26 protein-coding genes and 1 tRNA gene are annotated in these 23381 nt (G+C 68.1%); 16 read left to right on the forward strand and 11 right to left on the reverse strand.

Annotation, left to right across the window (positions count from 1 at the left end; genetic code table 11):
- Positions 1-2: 2 nt before the first annotated feature.
- Genes BST17_RS10100 through BST17_RS10110 form a run of 3 tightly spaced genes read right to left on the reverse strand, consistent with a single transcriptional unit; the run spans position 3 to position 4806 of the window.
- The gene (locus tag BST17_RS10100) at positions 3-1436 is read right to left on the reverse strand and encodes a neutral zinc metallopeptidase (protein ID WP_083057593.1); all 1434 of its coding nucleotides are present in this window, start codon (positions 1434-1436) and stop codon (positions 3-5) included.
- 59 nt (positions 1437-1495) lie between these two features.
- The gene (locus BST17_RS10105) at positions 1496-3478 is read right to left on the reverse strand and encodes an ATP-dependent DNA helicase (RefSeq protein WP_083057595.1); all 1983 of its coding nucleotides are present in this window, start codon (positions 3476-3478) and stop codon (positions 1496-1498) included.
- Positions 3475-4806 carry a nicotinate phosphoribosyltransferase gene (locus tag BST17_RS10110; RefSeq protein WP_264001980.1) on the reverse strand — a complete coding sequence of 444 codons (1332 nt, stop codon included), beginning with the start codon at positions 4804-4806 and terminating at the stop codon, positions 3475-3477. The genes BST17_RS10105 and BST17_RS10110 overlap by 4 nt, the downstream gene beginning before the upstream one ends.
- Before the next feature lie 65 nt (positions 4807-4871).
- Between BST17_RS10110 and clpS the strand changes: the two genes are divergently transcribed.
- The 11 genes from clpS to BST17_RS10165 all read left to right on the forward strand — a co-directional run bounded on the left by clpS (position 4872) and on the right by BST17_RS10165 (position 13156).
- Positions 4872-5174, forward strand: a complete 303-nt coding sequence (clpS, locus tag BST17_RS10115; RefSeq protein ID WP_083057596.1) for an ATP-dependent Clp protease adapter ClpS — start codon at positions 4872-4874, stop codon at positions 5172-5174.
- A gap of 3 nt (positions 5175-5177) precedes the next feature.
- Positions 5178-5762 (forward strand): oxidative stress transcriptional regulator AosR, encoded by a 585-nt coding sequence (gene aosR, locus BST17_RS10120; protein ID WP_083057598.1) that lies wholly within the window; start codon positions 5178-5180, stop codon positions 5760-5762.
- A complete protein-coding gene (locus BST17_RS10125) occupies positions 5759-6829 on the forward strand; it encodes a P1 family peptidase (RefSeq protein ID WP_083057599.1) in 1071 nt (356 codons plus the stop codon). The genes aosR and BST17_RS10125 overlap by 4 nt, the downstream gene beginning before the upstream one ends.
- A 1-nt stretch (position 6830) precedes the next feature.
- Positions 6831-7250 (forward strand): M67 family metallopeptidase, encoded by a 420-nt coding sequence (locus tag BST17_RS10130; RefSeq protein ID WP_083057601.1) that lies wholly within the window; start codon positions 6831-6833, stop codon positions 7248-7250.
- An 11-nt stretch (positions 7251-7261) separates the two neighbouring features.
- Positions 7262-7543, forward strand: coding sequence for a MoaD/ThiS family protein (locus BST17_RS10135; RefSeq protein WP_083057603.1), 282 nt, complete (start codon positions 7262-7264; stop codon positions 7541-7543).
- A 2-nt stretch (positions 7544-7545) separates the two neighbouring features.
- The gene (locus tag BST17_RS10140; RefSeq protein ID WP_083057604.1) at positions 7546-8514 is read left to right on the forward strand and encodes a cysteine synthase; all 969 of its coding nucleotides are present in this window, start codon (positions 7546-7548) and stop codon (positions 8512-8514) included.
- 10 nt (positions 8515-8524) lie between these two features.
- Positions 8525-9184 carry a rhomboid family intramembrane serine protease gene (locus tag BST17_RS10145; protein ID WP_083057606.1) on the forward strand — a complete coding sequence of 220 codons (660 nt, stop codon included), beginning with the start codon at positions 8525-8527 and terminating at the stop codon, positions 9182-9184.
- Between the two features lie 167 nt (positions 9185-9351).
- Positions 9352-10119 carry a cyclic nucleotide-degrading phosphodiesterase gene (locus BST17_RS10150; RefSeq protein WP_234807617.1) on the forward strand — a complete coding sequence of 256 codons (768 nt, stop codon included), beginning with the start codon at positions 9352-9354 and terminating at the stop codon, positions 10117-10119.
- Positions 10120-10153: 34 nt separating this feature from the next.
- Positions 10154-10936 carry a ribonuclease PH gene (rph, locus tag BST17_RS10155; RefSeq protein ID WP_083057612.1) on the forward strand — a complete coding sequence of 261 codons (783 nt, stop codon included), beginning with the start codon at positions 10154-10156 and terminating at the stop codon, positions 10934-10936.
- A complete protein-coding gene (gene rdgB, locus BST17_RS10160; protein WP_083057932.1) occupies positions 10933-11532 on the forward strand; it encodes an RdgB/HAM1 family non-canonical purine NTP pyrophosphatase in 600 nt (199 codons plus the stop codon). Before rph ends, rdgB begins: the two co-directional genes overlap by 4 nt.
- Positions 11533-11680: 148 nt before the next feature.
- Entirely contained in the window at positions 11681-13156 is a 1476-nt protein-coding gene (locus BST17_RS10165; protein WP_264001981.1) for an MFS transporter, read from the forward strand.
- On the opposite strand, the gene BST17_RS10170 is transcribed toward BST17_RS10165, so the two are convergent.
- Genes BST17_RS10170 through BST17_RS10180 form a run of 3 tightly spaced genes read right to left on the reverse strand, consistent with a single transcriptional unit; the run spans position 13104 to position 14361 of the window.
- The gene (locus BST17_RS10170) at positions 13104-13457 is read right to left on the reverse strand and encodes a DUF3817 domain-containing protein (protein ID WP_083057616.1); all 354 of its coding nucleotides are present in this window, start codon (positions 13455-13457) and stop codon (positions 13104-13106) included. The genes BST17_RS10165 and BST17_RS10170 overlap by 53 nt on opposite strands.
- Positions 13454-13843 carry a hypothetical protein gene (locus BST17_RS10175; protein WP_083057618.1) on the reverse strand — a complete coding sequence of 130 codons (390 nt, stop codon included), beginning with the start codon at positions 13841-13843 and terminating at the stop codon, positions 13454-13456. The genes BST17_RS10170 and BST17_RS10175 overlap by 4 nt, the downstream gene beginning before the upstream one ends.
- A 26-nt stretch (positions 13844-13869) precedes the next feature.
- Positions 13870-14361 (reverse strand): hypothetical protein, encoded by a 492-nt coding sequence (locus tag BST17_RS10180; RefSeq protein ID WP_234807618.1) that lies wholly within the window; start codon positions 14359-14361, stop codon positions 13870-13872.
- 317 nt (positions 14362-14678) lie between these two features.
- Between BST17_RS10180 and BST17_RS10185 the strand changes: the two genes are divergently transcribed.
- Positions 14679-14762 (forward strand) — tRNA-Leu (locus tag BST17_RS10185).
- A gap of 267 nt (positions 14763-15029) precedes the next feature.
- Here the strand turns inward: BST17_RS10185 and BST17_RS10190 are convergent.
- The 4 genes from BST17_RS10190 to BST17_RS10205 all read right to left on the reverse strand — a co-directional run bounded on the left by BST17_RS10190 (position 15030) and on the right by BST17_RS10205 (position 19442).
- The gene (locus tag BST17_RS10190) at positions 15030-17222 is read right to left on the reverse strand and encodes a xanthine dehydrogenase family protein molybdopterin-binding subunit (protein WP_083057621.1); all 2193 of its coding nucleotides are present in this window, start codon (positions 17220-17222) and stop codon (positions 15030-15032) included.
- Positions 17219-18190, reverse strand: a complete 972-nt coding sequence (locus BST17_RS10195; RefSeq protein ID WP_083057622.1) for an FAD binding domain-containing protein — start codon at positions 18188-18190, stop codon at positions 17219-17221. Before BST17_RS10195 ends, BST17_RS10190 begins: the two co-directional genes overlap by 4 nt.
- A 1-nt stretch (position 18191) precedes the next feature.
- Positions 18192-18635 (reverse strand): (2Fe-2S)-binding protein, encoded by a 444-nt coding sequence (locus tag BST17_RS10200; protein WP_308214671.1) that lies wholly within the window; start codon positions 18633-18635, stop codon positions 18192-18194.
- A 246-nt stretch (positions 18636-18881) separates the two neighbouring features.
- Positions 18882-19442, reverse strand: a complete 561-nt coding sequence (locus tag BST17_RS10205; protein ID WP_083057624.1) for a lipocalin-like domain-containing protein — start codon at positions 19440-19442, stop codon at positions 18882-18884.
- A gap of 278 nt (positions 19443-19720) precedes the next feature.
- Between BST17_RS10205 and BST17_RS10210 the strand changes: the two genes are divergently transcribed.
- Positions 19721-20122: a nuclear transport factor 2 family protein gene (locus BST17_RS10210; protein WP_165762260.1), complete on the forward strand. Its 402-nt coding sequence runs from the start codon at positions 19721-19723 to the stop codon at positions 20120-20122.
- A gap of 174 nt (positions 20123-20296) precedes the next feature.
- Positions 20297-21010: a helix-turn-helix transcriptional regulator gene (locus BST17_RS10215; RefSeq protein ID WP_083057935.1), complete on the forward strand. Its 714-nt coding sequence runs from the start codon at positions 20297-20299 to the stop codon at positions 21008-21010.
- A 151-nt stretch (positions 21011-21161) separates the two neighbouring features.
- On the opposite strand, the gene BST17_RS10220 is transcribed toward BST17_RS10215, so the two are convergent.
- Positions 21162-21995 carry a MerR family transcriptional regulator gene (locus tag BST17_RS10220; protein ID WP_083057627.1) on the reverse strand — a complete coding sequence of 278 codons (834 nt, stop codon included), beginning with the start codon at positions 21993-21995 and terminating at the stop codon, positions 21162-21164.
- A 148-nt stretch (positions 21996-22143) separates the two neighbouring features.
- Between BST17_RS10220 and BST17_RS10225 the strand changes: the two genes are divergently transcribed.
- Both BST17_RS10225 and BST17_RS10230 read left to right on the forward strand, forming a co-directional pair.
- Positions 22144-22482, forward strand: coding sequence for a hypothetical protein (locus BST17_RS10225; protein ID WP_083057629.1), 339 nt, complete (start codon positions 22144-22146; stop codon positions 22480-22482).
- Positions 22479-23318, forward strand: a complete 840-nt coding sequence (locus BST17_RS10230) for an SDR family NAD(P)-dependent oxidoreductase (RefSeq protein WP_083057630.1) — start codon at positions 22479-22481, stop codon at positions 23316-23318. Before BST17_RS10225 ends, BST17_RS10230 begins: the two co-directional genes overlap by 4 nt.
- The last annotated feature ends 63 nt before the right edge of the window (positions 23319-23381 follow it).

The raw sequence follows: 23381 nt of genomic DNA on the forward strand, positions 1-23381 counted from the left end.
GATCAGGGGAACCGCTTGAAGCAGCGGTCGGACTCGCCGAGCACACCGACCCGGAAGGCGTCGATGCGGGAGAAGCCCGACGGCACCGATTCGCCGTTGACATCGCTGGCGACCAGACCGTTGAGCAGGATCCCGGACACCGCCTCGTCCACATCGCCCGCGGTCAGGGCGATCGTGTTGCCGTCGGGGGTGTTCACCTCGTCGACGAGCTTGGCGGTCGCGACCCCGGTCAGGCATGCGGTGCGCAACGCCGCCTGCGCGGTGTCCAGTTCCACCCCGCCGTGCTGATGCTGGATCGACTGCATGTACCTCGACACCAACACCGAGTAAGCGGTGTTGTCCCCGGTGGCCAGGCCGGCGTCCTCGTCATCGGATTGGGCGCCCAGCAGTTCCAGCGCAGGCAGATCCACCGCGATGGTGTTGGTGGCCGGGCAGAAGGCGGCCGGGGCGTCGGAGTCCGCGTCCGGGCAGTCCGGCTGATCGAAGGTGAGCTCGGGCGGATCGGCCGGTTCGAACAGGATGTTCATCGCGTCGACGACCGAACGCACCGAATCCGCGGTGATCTGCAGTTCGCCCGACTGATCCTCGGGTAACAGCACCGGCAGATCACCACGGCGCTGTTTGATCTCGGCCGGGTCCATCGCCGCGCAGGACGCCGCCCCGTCGGTGAACCCGAACTGGAACGCCGACACCCGCTCGAACGCCGAACCGTGCTCGTCCTCACCGGCTTCGGAGTCGTCGACGCTCAGCAGCGGGTCCCGGAACGCGATCATCGCACCCATCAGATTGTTCAGCCCGTCACCGGTTGACAGCGTGAAACGCGGTGAGCTGCCCTCGGCGACCCAGCGCATGTACACCCCGGCCAGGCAGTCGGCCTGCTGTTCGGCCGCCAGTGTCGGGGTGGAGCGCGACACCAGCCCGGCCTGCTCCTGGATGGCATGCCCGTACTCATGTGCCATCACCATCGAGACGGCCATGTCGCCATTGGCGCGCAACAGCGAGGGCAGCAGCACGCCGCGGTCCCAGCCGATGGTCCTGTCATCGTGACAGAACGCGGCGTTGACCAGATTGTAGGTGTCGCTCTCGCAGAACACCCCGTCGAAACCATCTGCGTCCCAGGAGATCAACTCCGATACCGGTTCGAACTCGCCGTCGAAGCTCTCCCCGTAGGACTGTTCCCAGAACTCCTCGATATCGCTGATCGCGCTGGCGGCGAGGTGGTCGATCTCGCCGCCGTCGGTGCCGGTGACATCACGGGTGGGTTCGGCTGCGTCGTCGCGCAGCCCGGTGGGGCCGTCGGTGGCGGGCATCCCGGCCACCCGGAACGGATCGGCGAACACCGACACCGCGCTGCCCTGGACCGGCTGCGCGCAGCCGCTGAGGATCAGTGCCGCACCACCGGCCAGCACCACTCCCGGGATGAGCCGTCGCCCCATCTGCCCCGCCTTCCGGTGCGCCCGGGCGGGCCGCCACCTCGCTAGCAGAATAGTGAAATTCAGCCGGCGCGCAGTCGAATGAGCGCGGCCTGCACCCGCTGCGGGTCGGTGGTCGCCCAGAACGGTGGCAGCGAGGCGCGCAGGAATCCGCCGTAGCGGGCGGTGGCCATCCGGGAATCCAGGATCGCGACCACGCCACGGTCGTCGACGCGGCGCAGCAGGCGGCCCGCGCCCTGGGACAGCAGCAGCGCCGCGTGGCTGGCGGCCACCGCCATGAACCCGTTGCCGCCGCGGGCGGCGATGGCGCGCTGCCGGGCAGTCAGCAGCGGATCATCGGGACGCGGGAACGGAATCCGGTCGATGATCACCAGCGACAGGGTGGGACCCGGCACGTCGACGCCCTGCCACAGCGACAGCGTGCCGAACAGCGAGGTTTCCTCATCGTCGGCGAACTGCTTGACCAACGCGGCCGTGGTGTCCTGGCCCTGGCACAGCACCGGTGTCGACAGCCGCTCGGCCATCACCTCGGCGGTGGCCCTGGCCGCGCGCATCGAGGAGAACAGGCCCAGCGTGCGCCCGCCCGCCGCGGTGATGAGCGCCTCGATCTCGTCGAGTTGGGCAGCCGATCCGCTGCCGTCACGGCCGGGCGGCGGCAGATGCTTTGCCACGTAGAGGATTCCGGACTTGGCGTGGTCGAACGGTGAACCCACGTCGAGCCCACGCCAGGTGTCGGCCGAGTCGCCGCCGGACAGGCCCCAGGCCGCAGCCATGGCGTCGAAGCTGCCACCCAGCGTCAGCGTCGCCGAGGTGAGTACGGCGGTGGCGCGGGCAAAGAGCCTGGTGCGCAACAGACCCGACACCGACAGCGGCGCCACCCGCAGGATGGCCCGCTTGCCCGCGGCCCCGCGGGTGTTCTCCTCGTGATCCAGCCACACCACATCGACGCGGTCGGGGATGGCGGGGCCGAACGAGTCCAGCATGCGGGCGGCGATATCGCCGATCTCGGTGACCGCGGTGACGGCCTCGGTGCGTGCCGCGGCGGCCTGTGGGTCCGACGGCGTGGTGTCGATCGCCGACCGGATCACGAACGCGGCATCGCGCAGCGCGGTCAGGTAGGTGGCCAGTTCGTCGTCGAGGTGGTCGATGCGGCCGGGTTCGGCATCGTAGATCGCCGAGGCCAGGTTCGCCCCGGCCGCCTCGAACCGCTCGACGAGTTCGTCGGCCACCAACCGGCCGATCCGCCGCTGGGCGGCGCCCAGCGCGGTGGCCGACAGCTCGCCGGTCGCGACGCCGGTGACGCGGTCGGCGAGTTCGTGCGCCTCGTCGACGACCAGCAGTTCGTGTTCGGGAAGCACCGACGCGTCGGCGATGGCGTCGATGGCCAGCAGCGCGTGGTTGGTCACCACCACATCGGCGGTGCCCGCCTTGGCGCGCGCCTTCTCCGAGTAGCAGTCGGCGCTGTAGGGGCACCGCGACACCCCGATGCACTCGCGGGCCGACACGCTGACCTGGCTCCAGGACCGGTCCGGCACGCCCGGGGTCAGCTCGTCGCGGTCACCGGTGTCGGTGTCCGACGCCCAGGCGGTCAACCGCTGCACATCGCGGCCCAGTGCGGTCGCGGCGACCGCGTCGAACAGTTCCTCCTGCGGCAGATCCTCGCCCTCGGCGGCGCCGTTGTGGATCTTGTTCAGACACAGATAGTTACCGCGCCCCTTGAGCAGGGCGAAGGTGGGCTTGCGCGGCAACCGCGGGGCCAGCGCGTCGGCCAGTCGCGGCAGGTCGCGGTCGACGAGCTGGCGTTGCAGCGCGATGGTGGCGGTCGAGACCACCACGGGCTGGCCGGCCGCGACCGCGCGGGCGATCGCGGGCACCAGGTAGGCCAGCGACTTGCCGGTACCGGTGCCGGCCTGCACGGCCAGGTGCCTGCCGGTCTCGAATGCCTCGGTGACGGCCTCGGCCATCTGCACCTGCCCGGGCCGCTGAGCACCACCGAGGGCGTCGACCGCTCCGGCCAGCAACTCGGTGACGGGAACGTCGGTCACGTCGCGGCGACCACCCGGGTGGGCACGGCCGGTTCACCCCTGGAGAGCTTCAGCCCGTCCCAGGGCAGGCTGGTCAGCCCGGCCGCCATCAGGGTGCGGGCCGCCTTCAGATCGGGCGCGGCGACGGGTTCGCCGCCGCGCACCAGCGGGACACTCAACGGCCGGGCGGTCAGGCCGGGTTCGATGTCGGGCCGGTGGCCGGCGGGAAAGACGACCTCTTCGGTGATCGTTCCCGACGGTTTGGCGACACGCACCGACTCCTTGGCCCCGCCCTGGGATCCCTTCTGCGCACTGCGCTTCTGCACCGGGACACCGTCGACCTCGACGAGCTTGTAAACCATTCCGGCGGTCGGCGCCCCGGAACCGGTGACCAGCGAGGTGCCCACGCCGTAGCTGTCCACCGGCTCGGCCCGCAGCGCGGCGATGGCGAACTCGTCGAGATCACCGGACACCACGATCCGGGTGCCGTGGGCGCCCAGATCGTCGAGCTGGCGACGGACCTGGCCGGCGAGCACCCCGAGGTCACCGGAGTCGATGCGCACCGCACCCAGTTCGGGTCCGGCGACCGCGATGGCGTTGGCCACCCCGGCGGTGATGTCGTAGGTGTCCACCAGCAGGGTGGTTCCCACGCCGAGCGCCTCGACCTGGGCGGCGAAGGCCGTGCGCTCGGATTCGTCCTGCGCGGCCCGGTCCGCGGTGCCGCCCGGTCCGGTGTGCAGCAGCGTGAAGGCATGGGCGCTGGTGCCCAGCGCGGGCACGCCGTGGCGGTGCTGGGCGGCCAGGTTCGAGCTGCCGTCGAAGCCGGCGATCCAGGCGGCGCGGGCCGCGGCGACGGCGGCCTGCTCGTGGGTGCGCCGCGAACCCATCTCGATGAGCTGGCGCCCACCCGCAGCCGAGACCATCCGGGCCGCGGCGGAGGCGATCGCACAGTCGTGGTTGAGCACCGAGAGCGCCAGGGTCTCCAGGATGACGCACTCGGCGAAGCTGCCGCGCACCGAGAGCACCGGCGAGTTGGGGAAGTACAGCTCACCCTCGGGGTAGCCGTCGATGTCCCCGCTGAACCGGAAGCCGGCCAGGAACTCGCGGGTGCCCTCGTCGAGGAAGTCTGCGACTCCTGCCAAGGCGTCCTCGCCGAAGGTGAAGTGCGCCAGCGCATCCACGAAGCGCCCGGTACCGGCGACCACCCCGTAGCGGCGGCCGTCGGGCAGCCGGCGGGCGAACACCTCGAAGGTGCAGCGGCGCTGCGCCGACCCGTCGCGCAGCGCCGCGGCGAGCATGGTCAGCTCGTACTTGTCGGTCAGCAGCGCGGTGCTCACGGGGTCGTTCACGTCCCCAACCGTATCGGTCCGGTTCCGATTCGGGCGCGAAGTCGCACCCCGGTAGTCTGTCGGGCATGGTTACCCCAGCGCGGACTCGGCCGGGTACCCGTGAGGACGAGGCCACCGAGAGTCGCGATGCGACCGACAGCCCCTGGGTGACGATCGTGTGGGACGACCCGGTGAACCTGATGTCCTATGTGACCTATGTGTTCCAGAAGCTGTTCGGCTACTCCGAACCGCACGCCACCAAGTTGATGATGCAGGTGCACACCGAGGGCAAGGCCGTGGTGTCCGCGGGCAGCCGGGAGTCGATGGAGGTCGACGTCACCAAGCTGCACTCGGCGGGGCTGTGGGCGACCATGCAGCAGGACCGCTGACACGTGCGCAAATGGAAACGTGTCGAGGGCGCCGACGGCCCGCGATTCCGGTCCTCGCTGGCCGCGCACGAGGCGGACCTGCTGCGTAACCTGGTCAGCTCGCTGACCGGGATGCTCGATGACCGCGAATCCGCCGCTCCGACCGATGAACTCAGTGAACTCACCGGCATCCGGACCGGCCATTCGGCACCGCCCGAGGACGAGACGATGAAGCGGTTGTTGCCCGACTTCTACCGGGCCCGCACCGAGCACCCGGCGGGCTCGTCGGCCGCCGACAGCCTCAACAGTGCGCTGCGCAGCCTGCACGAACCGGCCATCATCGACGCGAAACGGCAAGCCGCGCAGCGCCTTCTGGACACGCTGCCCGACGGCGGAGGGAAGTTCGAGCTGTCCGAGGACGATGCGCAGGCGTGGGCGTCCTCGGTCAACGATGTGCGGCTGGCGCTGGGCACCATGCTCGAGATCGGCCCCGGCGGGCTGGACCAGCTGCCGGTCGGCCACCCGATGGCCGGTCACCTGGACGTCTACCAGTGGCTGACCGTGCTGCAGGAGTACCTCGTGCTGGGCCTGCTGGGGCAGAACCGATGACCGATGTCGGCGCCATCACCGATGTCGCCGGTATCCGCGTCGGGCATCATCACCGCATCGACGACGATGTCACCCTCGGGTCGGGCTGGGCCGCGGGCAGCACCGTCGTGCTGGCCCCGGTGGGCACCGTCGGCGCGGTCGACTGCCGTGGCGGCGCGCCGGGCAGTCGCGAGACCGATCTGCTCGATCCGGCCAACAGCGTGCGCCATGTGGATGCGGTGCTGCTGACCGGTGGCAGCGCCTACGGACTGGCCGCCGCCGACGGCGTGATGACCTGGCTGGAGGAACAGGGCCGCGGTGTCGCGATGGACGGCGGGGTGGTGCCGATCGTTCCGGGTGCGGTCATCTTCGACCTGCCGGTGGGCGGCTGGGGTTGCCGGCCGACCGCCGAATTCGGTTATGCCGCCGTGCAATCCGCGGCCGACTCCGGTGACAGGGGTGGGTCCGTCGCGGTCGGCAACGTCGGCGCCGGCGCGGGCGCGCGGGCCGGCGTGCTCAAGGGCGGGCTCGGCACCGCCTCGATCCGGCTGCCCGAGCTGGGGGTCACCGTGGGCGCCGTCGTCGCGGTCAACTCCGGAGGCAATGTCATCGATCCGGCCACCGGCCTGCCCTGGATGGCCGATCTGATCGCCCGGTTCGGTCTGAGCGCCCCGCCGGCCGAGCAGATCGCCGAGTTCGCGGCCCTGGATAAGAAGAGCGGCCCGCTGAACACCACCATCGCCGTCGTGGCCACCGATGCCGCGTTGAGCCCGGCGGGATGCCGTCGGCTGGCCGTCGCCGCCCAGGACGGGCTGGCGCATGCCATCAGGCCGGCCCACACCCCGGTCGACGGTGACACCGTCTTTGCGCTGGCCACCGGTGCGGTGCAGGTGGCGCCGTCGGAGAAGGTGCCCACGGCGATGTCCCCGGAGACCGCACTGGTGACCGCGCTCGGAGCCGCCGCGGCCGACTGCCTGGCCCGCGCCGTCCTGGTCGGAGTGCTGGCCGCCGAGTCGGTCGCCGGAATACCGACCTATCGTGACCTGTTGCCCGGAGCGTTCGCATCTGCAAGAGAGACGGAGTCCTGACGTGCTGGTGATCCGCGCCGACCTGGTGGACGCCATGGTCGCCCATGCGCGCGCCGACCATCCCGACGAGGCCTGCGGCGTGATCGCCGGCCCGGAGGGTTCGGATCGCCCCGAGCGTTTCATCGAGATGGTCAACGCCGAGCGGTCCCCGACGTTCTACCGGTTCGACTCCGGCGAGCAGCTCAAGGTGTGGCGCCAGATGGACGACAACGACGAAGTCCCGGTCGTCATCTATCACTCGCACACCGCCACCGAGGCCTACCCGAGCCGCACCGACATCTCCTTCGCCTCCGAACCGGACGCCCACTACGTCCTGGTCTCGACGCGCGATCCGGAGGCGCACGAACTGCGCAGTTACCGCATCCTCGACGGCGTCGTCACCGAAGAACCTGTCAGCATCGTCGACAACTACGAATCCTGAGAGAGGCCACCGTGTCCGTAACCGTGTCGATCCCGGCTATCCTGCGCACCCACACCGGCGGGGAGAAGCGCGTCGAAGCCAGCGGGGCGACCCTGCAGGCCGTCATCGCCGATCTGGAGGCCAACTACTCGGGCATCTCCGAGCGCCTCATCGACTCCGACAATGCGGGCAAGTTGCACCGCTTCGTCAACATCTACGTCAACGACGAGGACGTCCGGTTCTCCGGCGGATTGGACACCGCGATCGCCGATGGCGATTCGGTCACGATCCTGCCCGCCGTCGCGGGCGGCTAGGCATGCGTTACGACTCGCTGCTGCAGGCCCTGGGGAACACCCCGCTGGTCGGGCTGCAGCGGTTGTCGCCGCGGTGGGACGCGGCCGATCAGCAGCCCCACGTGCGGATCTGGGCCAAGCTGGAGGACCGCAACCCCACCGGGTCCATCAAGGACCGGCCCGCGCTACGGATGATCGAGCAGGCCGAGCGCGACGGGTTGATCACGCCGGGGGATACGCTGCTCGAACCCACCAGCGGCAACACCGGTATCTCGCTGGCCATGGCGGCCCTGCTCAAGGGCTACCGGATGATCTGCGTGATGCCGGAGAACACCTCGATCGAACGGCGCCAGCTCCTTGAGCTCTACGGCGCGAAGATCATCTACTCGCCCGCCGAGGGCGGTTCGAACACGGCCGTCGCGCACGCCAAAGAGCTTGCCGCACAGAATCCCTCGTGGGTGATGCTCTACCAGTACGGCAATCCGGCCAACGCGGCCGCGCACTACGAGAGCACCGGCCCGGAGCTGCTGGCCGATCTGCCCGAGATCACCCACTTCGTCGGCGGGCTGGGTACCACCGGCACCCTGATGGGTACCGGCCGGTTCCTGCGCGAGCATGTGCCCGGGGTCCAGATCGTGGCCGCCGAACCGCGCTACGGCGAAGGTGTCTACGCGCTGCGCAACATCGACGAGGGTTTCGTTCCCGAGCTCTACGACCCGGAGATCCTGACCACCCGCTATTCGGTCGGTGCGTTCGACGCGATCAAGCGCACCCGGGAGCTGGTCCAGGTGGAGGGCATCTTCGCCGGTATTTCCTCGGGTGCGATTTTGCACGCCGCACTCGGCATGGCCGCCAAGGCCGTCAAGGCCGGCGAATCCGCCGACATCGCGTTCACCATCTGCGATGCCGGCTGGAAGTATCTGTCCACCGGTGCCTACGCCGGTAGCCTGGATGACGCGGAGGACGCGTTGGAAGGGCAGTTGTGGGCATGAGGCATCGGCTATGAACCACCCCGTCACCCCCGAGCCGAAGCAGAAGCCGGCGTGGGTGGTCGGCGGCATCACCATTGTCGGTTTCGTGGCGCTGCTCTACGTCATGGAGATCGTCGACACCGTCCTCGGTCACCGACTCGACCAGGACGGCATCCGCCCGCTGGAGACCGACGGGCTGTGGGGAATCCTGTGGGCGCCGCTGCTGCACGGCGGGTGGCCGCACCTGATCGCCAACACCGTGCCCGCCCTGGTGCTCGGCTTCCTGATGACGTTGGCCGGGATGGGGCGATTCCTCGGCGCCACCGCGATCATCTGGCTGCTCGGCGGGTTCGGCACCTGGCTGATCGGCAACATCGGCGCGCACTGCCCCTATGTGGGCGTGCAGTGCACCACCAACCACATCGGGGCGTCGGGCCTGATCTTCGGCTGGCTGACCTTCCTGATCGTGTTCGGGTTCTTCACCCGAACCGCCTGGGAGATCGTGGTGGGGGTCATCGTCGCACTGGTCTACGGCGGCATCCTGTTCGGCGTGCTGCCCGGTGCGCCGGGGGTGTCCTGGCAGGGTCACCTGTCCGGCGCGATCGCCGGGGTGATCGCGGCGTACGTGCTGTCCGGTCCGGAGCGCAAGGCCCGCGAGCGGCGCACCAGCCCGCCCGCGCTGCGCTACTGAGCGCCTGTGCTGTTGTGACGTCGATCGCGCGGGGTGGCGCCATGCCATCCGCGCCGCGTCGGCGTGGGTGCCGGGGCGCGCATCACGGTGCGGACACAAAATGAAACTTGTCGCCCAATGCGGTCATGCTTTCGTCGCTGTGCTGGCGGACGTGGCAAGCTAGTGATGTGCGAATCACCGTACTGGGTTGTTCCGGCAGTGTTGTCGGCCCCGATTCGCCCGCGTCCGGATATCTGCTGACCGAGCCCGACACCGTGCCGATGGTCCTGGACTTCGGCGGCGGGGTGCTGGGCGCGCTGCAACGCCACGCCGACCCCGGCTCGGTCAACGTGCTGCTCTCGCACCTGCACGCCGATCACTGTCTGGATCTGCCCGGCCTGTTCGTCTGGCGCCGCTACCATCCGAACCCGCCCGAGGGGCGCGCCATGCTGTTCGGTCCGACGCATACCTGGGAACGGCTGGGTGCCGCGTCGTCGCCGGAGGGCGGCGAGATCGACGACGTGACCGACATCTTCGACATTCAGCCCTGGGTCGACGGACAGGCGGTGCGCCTGGGCGCGCTGACCGTCGAGCCCCGGCTCGTGTGTCATCCGACCGAGTCCTACGGCATGCGCTTCACCGACCGCGACGGCGTGACATTCGCCTACAGCGGCGACACCGGGATCTGTGATGCGGTGGTGGAATTGGCGCGCGGTGTCGACGTGTTCCTGTGCGAGGCCTCCTGGACGCACTCGCCGGAACGTCCGCCGAACCTGCATCTGTCCGGTACCGAGGCCGGTCAGATCGCGGCGCGCGCCGGTGTCGGCGAACTGCTGCTGACCCATATCCCGCCGTGGACCTCGCGCGAGGACGTCATCAGCGAGGCCAAGGCGGAGTTCGACGGTCCCGTGCACGCGGTGGTGTGCGGCGAGACCATCGATGTGACCCGCCACTGAGTTATCGGTCGGGATGCCGCGTTAGGGTTGGCCGGTGTCCAGACGAGAAGACGGCCGGCTTGACGACGAGCTGAGGCCAGTGGTCATCACCCGCGGTTTCACCTCTCATCCCGCGGGTTCGGTCCTGGTGGAATTCGGCCAGACCCGGGTCATGTGCACCGCCTCGGTCACCGAGGGCGTGCCGCGCTGGCGAAAGGGAAGCGGTCAGGGGTGGCTCACCGCCGAGTACGCGATGCTGCCGGCGGCCACCCACGAGCGCTCCGGGCGGGAGTCGGTCAAGGGCAAGGTGGGCGGACGCACCCAGGAGATCAGCCGGCTGGTCGGCCGCTCGCTGCGGGCGTGCATCGACCTCGGCGCGCTGGGGGAGAACACCATCGCCGTCGACTGCGATGTGCTGCAGGCCGACGGTGGCACCCGCACTGCCGCGATCACCGGCGCCTATGTCGCGCTGGCCGATGCCGTGACCTATCTGGCGGCGGCCGGCAAGCTCTCCGATCCGCGGCCGTTGTCGTGCGCCATCGCCGCGGTGTCGGTCGGCGTGGTCGACGGCCGGGTGCGCCTGGACCTGCCCTACACCGAGGACTCCCGTGCCGAGGTCGACATGAACGTCGTCGCCACCGACACCGGCACCCTGGTCGAGATCCAGGGCACCGGCGAGGGCGCCACGTTCCCGCGGTCGACGCTGGACAAGATGCTCGATGCGGCGTTGGCCGGTTGCGAGGAACTGTTCGCGATCCAGCGGGCGGCACTCGAGCTGCCGTATCCGGGCGTCCTTCCCGAGCCCACCGGGCCGGCCAAGAAGGCGTTCGGAAGCTGACCCGGTTACTGGTTGCCTCGCGCAACGCCAAGAAGCTGGCCGAGCTGCGCCGGGTGCTCGACGCGGCCGGGGTCTCCGGGTTGGAGTTGCTGTCGCTGACGGGCGTCCCCGACTTCCCGGAGGCGCCCGAGACGGGTGCCACCTTCGAGGAGAACGCATTGGCCAAGGCGCGCGATGCCTTCGCCGCGACCGGATTGCCGTCGGTGGCCGACGATTCCGGATTGGCCGTCGATGCACTGAACGGGATGCCCGGCGTGCTGTCGGCACGGTGGGCCGGTGCGCACGGCGATGACGAGGCGAATCTGCAACTGCTGTTGGGGCAGTTGCGCGATGTCCCCGACGACCGGCGCGGCGCGGCCTTCGTGTCTGCGTGTGCGCTGGTCTCCGCGGCAGGGGAGACGGTGGTGCGCGGCGAGTGGGCGGGCACGATCGCGCGGGCGCCGCGCGGGGACGGCGGCTTCGGCTACGACCCGATCTTCGTGCCGACCGAATCGTCGCGCTCGGCGGCGGAGTTGTCGCCGGCGGAGAAGGATGCCGCCTCGCACCGCGGCCGGGCGCTGGCGCTGCTGCTGCCCGCGCTGCGCACGCTGGTCTGAGTCGGACGCGCGCGGACCCCCCGCGGACTCCCGCGGCGAAACACGCGTACCGGGGGCGAATCCTCGAGTCCGAACCCCGGGTACGCGAGTTTCGCCAAGGGCGAGGCGGAATTTTGCATAGCGCAACTAACGTGTAATGCTCGCGGGCGTGGTTCCCCCCGTTCAGCGGCGGCCCTCCCGGACAGTCTCGGCGGCCCATCCCGGTGTGCTCATCGCCGTGCTGTGCGCTGCCGGTATCAGCGTCTCCCTGATGCAGACGTTGATGATCCCGCTGATCCCGGAACTGCCGAAGCTGCTCGACGCCAGCGTTTCTGACGCATCCTGGGCGATCACTTCGACCCTGCTGACCGCCGCCGTCGCCACCCCGGTGTTCGGCAGGCTGGGCGATCTGTACGGCCCGAAACCCATCCTGATCGCGTGCGCGGTGGTGCTGATCGCCGGCTCGTCGATCGCCGCCGCGAGCTCGAGTCTGATCCCATTCGTCATCGGCCGAGGCATGCAGGGTGTGGGCATCCCCATCATCCCGCTGGGCATCAGTGTGCTGCGCGCGTCGGTTCCCGCCGAGCGGGTGGGTGGTGCGATGGGACTGATGAGCTCGTCGCTGGGTGTGGGCGGCGCGCTCGGTCTGCCGTTGTCGGCGGCGATCGCCCAGCAGTTCTCCTGGCACGCGCTGTTCTGGTTCGCCGCGGGCATCGGGGTGGTGCTGCTGGTGCTGTTCGTCGTGCTGGTGCCGGCGGTCCCGGCGAGCTCCGCCGACCGACTCGACCCGCTGGGGGCGGTGTTGCTGGCGGGCGGGCTGGTGACCCTGCTGCTCGGCATCACCAAGGGCCGCGACTGGGGCTGGACGTCCGGGCTGACCGTCGGGATGTTCGGTTCCTCGGTGGCGGTCTTCGCCGTCTTCGTGGTCTGGCAACTGCGGTTCGACTCGCCGATCGTCGATCTGCGTACCTCGGCGCGGCCGCCCGTGCTGATCACCAACATCGCCTCGGTGGGCGTCGGCTTCGCGATGTTCGCGCTGTCGCTGATCGCCCCGCAGGTGCTCGAACTGCCCGTCGAGACGGGTTACGGGCTGGGCATGTCGATGCTGGAGGCCGGGCTGTGGATGGCTCCGGGCGGACTGGCCATGATGGTGATGGCGCCGATCGCGGCACGGGTGGCCGCGGCGCGCGGACCGCGGTTCACGTTGTTCGTCGGCTGCCTGGTGATCGCCGGGTCGTATCTGGCCGGGTTGTGGCTGCTGGGCGGCGGCCCGCAGGTGCTGATCTTCAACGTCCTGGTCAGCATCGGGGTGGGCTTCGCCTATGCCTCGATGCCGGCGCTGATCAACGCCGCCGTCCCGATGTCGGAGACGGCCGCGGCCAACGGACTCAACGCGCTGGCCCGGTCGCTGGGCACATCGATCTCCAGCGCGGTGATCGGCGCGATCCTGGCGGGGATGACGATGACGGCCGGCGGGCAGGAGGTGCCGACGCTGGACGGGTTCCGGGTGGCGTTGATCGTTGCCGCCGGGGTGGCCGCGGCATCGGCGGTCGGCGCGCTACTGATCCCGGCCGTGCGGCCGACCGAGGCGGTTACAGACCGAAGCGCTTCTTCACGTCTTGAGTCTGGAAGTGCTCGACGATGAGTCCGAGCACGGGCACCGTGCCCGAGATCAGTGTGCCGAGCGTGCGGCCGAGTGGCCAACGAACCTTGACGGCCAGGTTCGCGGTGGCGATCAGGTAGGCGAAGTACACCCAGCCGTGCACGACGGCGATCCAGCTCAACGAATCGTCGTTGAAGACATACTTCATCACCATCTCGTAGCACAGCGCGATGAGCCAGAGACCGGTCGCCCAAGCCAGCACGCGGTAGCTAGCCAGTGCCTTCTGGATGGAAGCCAGCGGAACCACCGGGGTCTGGGTGTCCTGGCCGTCGGGTGTGCTCATGACTTCTTCGTCCTGTCCTCAGGGTTGTCGGATCTGGCGAGCTCGGCGAGATAGGCGTTGTACTCCCGCAGCGTCGGATCATCCTCGACGCCCGCTGCGGCGGTGGGACGCTCGGGCAGCAGGCCGGCGGGGATCTCGGTCGCCCGGGCGGTGTCGGTCGGCTCGTCGTAGGTCGGCGGAGCTTCCTCCAGCCGGACGAACTTGTAGTAGGCGTAGACACAGAACGCGGCGAACATCGGCCACTGCAGGGCATAGCCCAGGTTCAGGAAGGTCCCCGAGTTCGATTCGTAGCGGGTCCACTGCCACCACGCCAGCAGCATGCAGCCGGTGGCGCCGACGGTGGCCAGCGCGATGAGCGCGGGTCTCCTACGTCGTGTAGTGGACATGGGTCAACTTTACCGCCCGCCGATTTTCAGGCCTTGGGGCCGATGAACTCGTCGAGGCGGGCCGTGGCCGCCTTGCGGTAGACGGCGATCATGTAGCGACTGTTCTGCGTCCACGGGATGCCGAGCGCGTCGAGTGCCGCACAGAACAGGTTGCGGATGTCGGTGGAGTGGTTGGTGAAGTGGTACCGGACGCTGGCCACCCCGCGGTCGTTGGCGACCACCCGGCACCCGTCGCTGTGGATGAGACCTCGGACAAAGTCCTCGGTCGCCGCGTCGACGTGGGCCTGCTGCCAGGCTTCCAGGACGATCGGCCGGAGGTGTTTGGGGCCGGGTCCGTGCTGCGGGAAAAGGCACGGCCAGTGTTTGGAGTAGAGCGACACTACGACGTAGTTCGCTTTCTGCTGCTGCACGTGGGCGTGCTGCCCATCCATCACGACGTCGATTGCCTTCCGGCAGCTGTCGATGATGCCCGGGTACTTGGTGTCGAGGGCAATGCGGAGACGCCAAACGCGGCCCATCCGTGAAATGCAGCCGTCGCCGAGGTACAAGCCGAGAAGGTAGGCGTAATCCGTCGATGGCAGCGACGAGTAGCTATGCGATCGGCAGTCGAGTGGGTGGGCCAGGCGTGGCGGAGGGCGGTTTCGCCAGTCGCACACGGTGGTCCTCGGCACGCCGGTGTGTCGTGAAATGGCGGAATTATCGAGGCCAACCGCAATGAGTCGGCGAACCTCCTCGAAGTCGTCGACTGCGCGCACTCAGCCCCCTTACGTTGGAATCGAGGTTAAGTGGTCCCTCTGACACTTTCCTCAAGAGCGGAGCTATCCTGGACGGGCTCGCGCGAGTGGCGAAATGGCATACGCGATGGCTTTAGGTGCCATTGTCTTCGGACGTGGGGGTTCGAGTCCCCCCTCGCGCACCACAGAGTGTTTACTGCAATCATCGCGAGAGCGAACGGCCCGGTGCAGGTCTTTCGCTAGAGCGAGGGAGCCGCCCGTGCAAGTCCGGCGGCTTGTCGGTTGGTTGGATCTGGCCGGCCTCTTCGAGGGCGCCCCAATCGCCGCGGCTTCGGAGTTGGTCGCCTTCGGGACGAGCAAGCCGGCATCGGCAGGCCTTCGCGTTCTCCAATGAGCTGCGCCTGGCAAATTGCGCACACTTCGGGGAAATGCTGCGCCACATGGTGAAGTGCTCAGCGCAGGAGGGCTTCCGGGTGGATGGGTAGGTCACGGACACGGATGCCGGTGGCGTTGAACACGGCATTGCCGATGGCCGCGGCCGAGCCCACCGTGCCCAGTTCGCCGACACCGCGAGCGCCGACGTCGCTGAAGTCGGGGTCATCGCCGTCGAGACATACCGCGTCGATGAACGGCACATCGGCGTTGACGGGAACGACGTAGTCGGCGAGATTGGCGGCCGCCAGGCGCCCGGAAGGTTCGATCGGATCGGCTTCCAGCAGCGCGTGCCCGATGCCGAAGATGACGCCGCCGACGATCTGGCTACGGGCAGCTTTGGCGTTGATCACCCGGCCGATGTCGACGACGGTGGTGAACCTGGTGACTCGTGTTTCCCCCGTATAGGAGTTCACCCGCACCTCGCAGAAATGCGCACCGAACCCATGCGCTGCGAACTGCGGCGAGATCGTGTCGTCGCTGCTGCGGATGGCATCGATCGTCTGTATTCCCAAGCTGCGCAGCAGATCGGCAAAAGCGATGCGCTCGTTGCCGCTTCGCAACGTACCCGCCGCATAGGACACCGGTGTCTGCGAACCTGCCAACGGTGAGCGTCGACTTGTCGACGCGGCCTGGACAAGATTGTCGACTGCGGCCCGTGCGGCCGCGCGGGCGGTCGGAGCCATGCTGCCGGTGGCGCGAGAGCCGACGGCGCCAGGACCGGGCGGCAGGATGGTGTCACCCACCTCTGCGACGACACGGTCAACCGGCAGGCCCACTGCATCGGCGACGACAATCGCCAGCGCGGTGGCGGCGCCTGTGCCGATATCCATGACCCCCGTCGATGCCAGCACCGTGCCGTCGTCGCGGAAACGCACCTCAACCGCATTTCCGGAACGCCCGGCGGCCGGGTAGATCGCGGTGGCCATCCCCGAGCCGATCTGCCACTGACCATCGCGGTTGGTCGCAGGTGCGCGGCTTTCCCAGCCGAATCGGCCGGCCCCGATCCGATAACACTCGTCTAGTCTCTTGCTGGTCCACCGGCGATTGGTCCCGGGCAGCGTCGTCGCATAGTTGCGCATCCGCAACTCCACCGGGTCGACGCCGATGGCCACCGCCAGTTCATCCATCGCCGTTTCGATGGCGAATGCCCCGGGTGCCTCGTTGGGCGCACGCATCGCCCAGGTCGGCGGCGTGTCCAGCGTGACTTGGCGTTGATCCACATGCAGATTCGGCGTGCGGTACAGCGCTGCGCTGGTTTCGGCAGCCGTGCGCATCGGCCAACCGCCCACCGCCGGAGCCTCGGCGTCGGATTCGTGGCTGACAGCGGTGAGTGTCCCGTCGGCGCGGGCACCCAACCGCACTCGTTGCCGTACCGCCGAACGGTGCCCCACAACGCCGAAGACCTGGCTGCGACTCAAAACCAGCTTGACCGGACGGTTCAGCTCACGAGCGGCCGCGGCGCCGAGGATGACGTCGGACCAGGGGAGTACCCGGCTGCCGAATCCGCCGCCGACGTATGTCGAGATGATCCGTACCCGCTCGGGTACCAGCCCGAGCGCACCGGAAATTCCGGCGATCGCCCGGCCCGGAAACTGCGTGCCGGTGTAGAGGGTCAGCCGGTCATCGCGCCACACCGCCACCGATGCATGCGGTTCCATCGCCGCGGCATGTTGCACCGGCTGGGTGACAGTGGTCTCGACGGTGATCTCACTGTTGCGCAGCGCGGCGTCGATCGAGGTGACCCCGGGCGCCAGGATGGTCCGGTTACCCGATTCCGGCGAGGCGATGCTGGTACCGGGCCGCGCAGCATCCAGTGATGTTCTGGGAGTGCGGGACTGGTAGTCGGTGATGATCATGGCCGCCGCGTCGCGGGCATGCTCGAAACTATCGGCCACCACCACGCCGATGGCCTGGCCATAAAATTGCACCTCACGGTCCTGGAGCGGACGGTACTTCTCGCCGAGCGCGTCTGCTGCGACGGGCTGCAGCCGCAGCGGTGCGAATGGTGTGTAGACGGCCAGGACACCTGGTGCCCGCTGGGCTGCGTCGATATTCATCGTGTTGATCCGGCCCAACCCGATCGTGGCAGAAACCAGGACAGCGTGAACCAGCTCTGGTTCCCGGTAGTCAGCGGAATAGCGCGCGACGCCGGTGATCTTGGGGCGGCCGTCCACGCGGGAGATCTCGCCGCCCAGCGGTGAGGGATTCACGAGATTTCCGTGACGTCGGAGAGGGCCCGAACAATCGCCCTGCGCAGCAGATGCGGCTTGAAACCGTTGTGCCGCAGCGGCCGGGCGTCGGTGCCCGCTACGGCAGCAGCTTCGTCGAAGGTGCGAGGCGTCGCGGGTCGACCGGCCAGGAGGGTCTCCACTTCGGGAAGCCGCCAGGGCACCGTGCCCACGCCGCCGGCGGCCAGCCGCGCCCTGGTGATCGTGCCACCGCGCAGGGTCACTGCGACGGCCACCGACGTCAATGCGAATTCATAGGATCGGCGATCACGCACCTTGAGGTACCCGGTCCGGGTGTTCGCAGGGAACCGAGGCGCGGTGATGGCGGTGATCAGTTCGCCGGGTCTCAATTCGTTCTCTATTTCTGGTGTCGAGCCGGGCCTGCGGTAGAACTGCTCGAGGGCCATCCTGCGCTCGCCGTCGGGACCGCTGAGCTCCACCGTCGCCTCGGCGGCCACCAGTGCGACGGCCACATCGCTGGCGTGGGTGGCCGTGCAGTCGTCGCTGGTGCCGAGCACCGCGTGGGCGCGGTTGTACCCGTCGATGGCCGGGCAGCCGGTACCGGGGTCTCTCTTGTTGCACGGCATCGACACATCGCGAAAGTAGCCGCATCGGGTTCGCTGCAACAGGTTTCCGCCCATGCTGGCCATGTTGCGAAGTTGAGGGGAGGCACTCAACTCCAGCGCTTGGCTGATCAGTGCGTAGTTTCCGCGGACGTCAGGGTTTTCGGCGACATCGCTCATGCGTTCCAACGCGCCGACGCGAAGACCTCGGGATCCGACGGTGATACCGGTCAACGGCAGGCCGTTGATGTCGATGACCCGCTCGGGGGTGAGAACTTCCAGCTTCATGAGGTCGACCAGCGTGGTGCCGCCGGCGAGGTAGGCGGCGTTGCTGTGTGCGGTGGCCGCGGTCACGGAGTCAGCCAAGGTGTAGGTATAGGGTCGCATGTCAGGACATCCGATCACGGGCCGTCTTGACGGCCTCGACTATGAAAGGGTAGGCGCTGCAACGGCATATGTTGCCCGACATGTGTTCGCGAATCTCATCGTCGGTGCGGGTGTGCCCGCTCTCGATGACGGCCACCGCGGACATGATCTGGCCTGGCGTGCAGAAGCCACACTGGAGGGCGTCATTGTCGATGAATGCCTGCTGTACCGGGTGCAATGCATCTCCGTCCGCAAGGCCTTCGATGGTCATGACTGCGCGGCGGTGCACGGTGGCGGCCAAGGTCAGACACGAAAGCACCCGTCGGCCGTCGAGATGCACGGTGCAGGCGCCGCATTGACCGTGGTCGCATCCCTTCTTGGTGCCGGTCAGCCCGATCTGTTCGCGTAGCGCGTCGAGTAGCGTCGTCCGTGGGTCCACATCGAGTGTGTGTTCAGTGTCGTTCACGCGGAACGTAACCGGAATTGCACCAGCATCGGCATCGGAGTCAGAAGGGCCGCCTGACCGTGAAACCCATACGGCTCCGCCTGCCGATATCACGACGGCGGTGCCGGTCCATCCGATGAAGCTGCGCCGGGACACTCCTGATGTCCCTGCCGTCGAAACACTCTCGGGTCCAGGTTCGGTCGGCATGGCGGCGGGGCTATCTGGCATTTCTTCTCCGTCGTCGGCTGCTACACGTCGATGCGTCATTCACGTTTCCAGTTCCGTCGACGTTGAGGCAGGGAGGCGTAATCCTAGGACCGGCGAGGCCGTCCCCTTGACACGTTCGAAGGTGATCGTTATCCGGGTACCGTCCGGACGGGTGAAGTTCTCCGTCATCCGGTCACCCTCGACCACGATGCGAAGATCTTCTGTGGTCCGGATGTCTCCCACCCAGTTCGGGAACGTTGCGCCTTCGACACGGTTGCCGCTGAATCGGCCGTCCCCGTCGACGGTGTACGTGCCGAACATGCCGATGCTTCCGGCCATGGCGGCGCGGTTCTCCTGGTCGGTTCCTTCGCCGCGCACCGGGGATGCAAATGGCGGCACCGAGGAATCGGTGAGTACCTCGACATACCGCATGTCGGTTGTGAAGACGAGCATCCCGTTGGGCTTTTCGCCGTAGGCGGGCTCAACGTGGCCGTTGCGCTCCGTCTGCGCCGAGATCATCCGCCATGTTCCGACGACGTCGTTTCGCGACGGGGGTGCGGTGGCGCAGCTCAATAGGACGGCTGCGCATACCAATACGACGAGAGATGTACGTAATGCCAAGGGATCGAGTTCCGTTCAGTCCGAGCACTTCGAGTCTGAACGGTATGCGCAACCGCGGGTGGTAGGGCGAAGCACATAGGAAACTCATAGCCACACGAGTGCGGTCACGCTCACGGCTCGATCAGGCTTGCAGTGACGGGAAGCGGCGGTGCACGACGGAAGGCGACGGCCGTCACGGGTCGACCAGTGCAGTCGCCTGTGCACCGCTCGCCCGAAGTTGAAGATTCTCGGTAAACACCGACAGGACGCTGTCGCGAAGACTCAGCATGATTGGCGCCATGACAGCTCACGAGAACACTCGCGACCGACTCACCCATGTCCTGAACCAGTGGCTATCGATGTGGAACGGTGATCACGACCTTGCGGAGGATCTGTGTGCTCCCGAGTTCCGCATCTGGTTCGGAGCCTTCCCGGGAGCGGGTGACGGCGTTGTGGATCCGACGTCCTTCCAGCACTTCCTCACCACCTATCGCACTCAATTCCCTGACGCCCGGTTCACGCCGGGTGAGGTGGCGGTCGATGAAATCGCCGGCCGAGGTGCGCTGGTATGGACTCTTCGATCTACGCCGCCCGGCGATAATCGTGAACGTGAGGTGGGTGGGGTGGATCAGTTCACCTTCGAGCAGGGGCGGGTTCGACAGGTGTGGTCCATGGGCGGGGCCGAACCCCGTCCGTTCTGATCCGGCCGGACTCTGGACGCGCACAGATCCCACCCTCCGCCTACTCGATCCAAGATGTTGGGGCGAACGGGGGCAGAGCGAAGACTCCGCGCCGCACAATCGTTGTGGCCGGCAGGCGTCACTGATCGCCCGCATGTGAGGCTGGTGGCAGACAAGCAGCAAGGATTTGACAGTGTGAATCGGACCGAGCGGTTGTACGCGCTCGTCGAGGAGTTGCGGGCGGTCTCGCCGCGGCCTCGCAGCGCCGCGTGGCTGGCAACCCACTTCGAGGTCAGCACCCGCACCATCGAGCGTGATCTGGACGCTCTGCGGCAGACAGGCGTACCGGTCTACGCCGAAAACGGCCGGCGGGGCGGCTATGTGCTCGACACCGCGCACACTCTTCCGCCGTTGGGTATGACCGCCGAGGAAGCCCTCGTCATCATGGTGGCACTGTCGGCCCTCGCGAACTCTCCGTTGTCAAGTGCGGCGCGAAGTGCCCAGCAGAAGGTGCTTGCCACGCTGCCACGATCGGTGCGTGCTCACCAGCGCACCCTTGCTCAGCAGATTGCTTTCGTCGGCGACAGCGTGGAGGGATCAGCTGTCATGACGACAATCCACCAGGGATTGGCCGATGGACGACTGATACGGCTGCGTTACCGCGGACGCGACGGTCACCTCACCGACCGGGATGTCGAGCCGATGGGCTGGGTGAAGGCCCGCGACGTCGAGTGGTGGTACGTGGTGGCCTGGTGCCGGCTTCGCAAGGCCGTGCGCGGTTTCCGAGCGGACCGGATCATCGAAGCACAGATTCTGCCCGAGACGGTGCCACGCCGTGGTGGCCATCTGGAAGCCGAACTCGCACGCATCGGCGCCGAGCTGTTCAGTGATGCCGACGGTTCGTCCTAGGCACCGACGTGTGAGTGGCACCGGTGCCGCGATCACAGTAGTGCGGGCGGATCGGACTTCCGGATGTGTCCCGATGATGCGCGCGATGGTCTCGTCGGGTTCCGATCGAGCACTCCCACCGCTGCGAGACCGGACGCGGGTGATGCCGGCGTCAGTCCGGCGGCGGTGCGGTGGTGCGAAAGATCGGCCAGCAGATCTCCGTGGCCGTGAACGTCAGCGGTTCGGCGGGTGTGCTGCCGATGTAGTGCTCACGGATCGGACCCTGATGGCTGATCAGACGTTCGTTCACGTACGTGCCCAGCGCCGCGTAACTGCGGTCGATACCGTCGCCGTGGCCGCCGCGGTGGGTCAGGACGGCGTATTCGGCCGCGGGCAGAACCTCGGCGCGGACGCCCGCCGGCGGGGTCGCGGACGGCGGCGCCGCCACGAACAGCGATGCCTCGCCGCGGCTTTCGAGAAAGAGTGCGCGGTCATACAGACCACAGGGCACGATGGCGCTATCGGCGCCGGCTGCCGCCGACACCGCGTCGCGTAGGGTTCCCAGCGCCGCCCCGAACCACCCGTCGATCTCGGCCGTCTCGATCGTGGCGCCGACGGACCACACGGGAAGCGCCGGCTCGCGGCGCACCTCGACGGGAGCGGGATCGCCGACGGGGGAGAGCAGTTCGCGCAGCGCGCCGACGGTGTCACGGGTCTGCTGCAGTTGCGCCTCCATCTGTGCGAGATGGGTCGTGATGATCTCGGTGCGGGCCGCGGCATCCTGTGTGCTCAGCAGTGCCTTGATATCGGGAATCGACATGCCGAGGGTCCGGAACCGACGGATGATGTGCGCGTGATCGACCTGGCTGGTGTCGTAGAAGCGGTAGCCGGTGTGGGCATCGATGTGGGCCGGTTCGAGGATGCCGATGTCGTGGTAGTGCCGTAGCGCCTTGCGGCTCAGGCTCGTCATCACGGCGAAGTCACCGATCGAGACCTTCGCGCCCATGGCGTCCTCCTCTGCGAATTCCGCCCGTGTCAGCGGTCAGGCCATCCTGCAACTTCCCCCTGGGGCAAGGTCAAGACGGGGGCGTCCGGGAAAAGATGTCGGTACGACCGCTTGACCCTCCCCCTACGGGAAGCTCCACGGTGGTCTCATGACAACAGATTGGGATGCACTCCCGGAAAACATCAAGACGTTCATGACCGCTGTCGACGTCCGCGACACCGACCGAGCGCTCGCCACGCTCACCCCGGACGCCGTCGTCACCGACGAGGGCCATGACTACACGGGCCATGGCGACATCGGTACCTGGATCGCGACCGCGGCCAGCGAGTACACCTACACCACCGAGATCACCGGGGCGACCACCACCGATACCACCATCGACGTCGCTCAGCATCTCGAAGGGGACTTCCCCGGTGGGGTCGCCGACCTGCACTACCGGTTCACCCTCGACGGCGCGTTGATCAGCCGGGTGGTGATCGAGCCATGAGCAGGCGCTGGTTCATCACCGGTGGTACCCCCGGCAACTTCGGGATGGCCTTCGCCGAGGCGGCGCTGGAGACGGGGGACCGCGTCGTGCTGACGTCCCGGCGCCCGCAGGAACTGGCGACCTGGGCCCAGCAGTATGGTGACCGCGTACTCGTCGTGCCCATGGACGTCACCGATGCAGATCAGGTGCAGCGCGCGGTCCGAACCGCCGAAGAGCATTTCGGCGGCATCGACGTGCTGCTCAACAACGCCGGCCGCGGATGGTTCGGGTCGATCGAGGCAATGGACGAGGCATCGTTGCGGGGGATGTTCGAGTTGAACTTCTTCGGGGTGCTGTCCGTGACGCGGGCGGTACTCCCGGGCATGCGTGCCCGCGGGGACGGGTGGATCATCAACGTGTCGTCGGTGGCGGGTCTGGTTGCGGCACCGGGTTTCGGCTACTACAGCGCGACGAAGTTCGCCGTCGAAGCCGTCACCGATGCCCTGCGCGACGAGGTCGCCGCGCAGGGCATCTCGGTGCTGACCGTCGAACCGGGAGCGTTCCGCACCAACGCCTACACCGGGTTTGCAGACGAGCCGGTCGCCGAGCCGATCCCGGAGTATCACGACATGCTGACGGAGGTCCGCGCCGCGTTCGTGGCGATGGACGGTGTGCAGCCCGGCGATCCGCACCGCGGTGCTCGTGCGGTGATCACGGCGATGGCCCAGGATCCGCCACCGCGGCGGCTGGTCCTGGGCGCCGGCGGCTACGACGCCGTGGTGGACTCGTTGGAGCAGACCCTGGCCGATCTCCGTCGCAACGAGACACTCTCGCGCAGCGCCGATTTCCCGACCTGAGCGGTACACGTCAGGGCTGCCCGTGCGGGTGACGCAGCAGATGTCGCTGCGTCACCCGTCCGC

This window comes from Mycolicibacterium bacteremicum (genome assembly GCF_002086115.1).
GTDB classification, from domain to species: Bacteria; Actinomycetota; Actinomycetes; order Mycobacteriales; family Mycobacteriaceae; genus Mycobacterium; species Mycobacterium bacteremicum.